The organism is Mycobacterium sp. (genome assembly GCF_049608025.1).
Taxonomy (GTDB): domain Bacteria; phylum Actinomycetota; class Actinomycetes; order Mycobacteriales; family Mycobacteriaceae; genus Mycobacterium.
This window is the reverse complement of the sequence record NZ_JBMYXC010000043.1, coordinates 29,684-29,932: the sequence shown is the minus strand read 5'-3', so window position 1 is coordinate 29,932 and position 249 is coordinate 29,684. Positions and strand designations below refer to the sequence as shown.

Genomic DNA, 249 nt, shown 5'->3' with positions numbered 1-249 from the left:
TGCATTCCGCCGCGAACGATCGAGGGCAAATGCCGGGCCGACGGGTACACCGAGCCGTCCGGGTCGTGGATCAGCGGCCCCAGCGACCCTGCGCGCGGCCAGCGCTCGGCGGCGTCGAGCAACAGGTCGATGCTGCGCGGACCCCACTGCACGTCAGGGTTGGCCACGATCAAAAATTCTGTGCGAGAAGTCAATCCGTACTCGGTGATGGCGCGGTTGACCGCTGTGCCGTAGCCGAGGTTGGCGCCG

Annotated in this window: 1 pseudogene; it reads right to left on the bottom strand. The window is 67.5% G+C overall.

The window, feature by feature from the left end:
• Positions 1-249, bottom strand: a pseudogene (locus ACPGXI_RS13670) (dTDP-Rha--alpha-D-GlcNAc-pyrophosphate polyprenol alpha-3-L-rhamnosyltransferase); the annotation flags it as partial.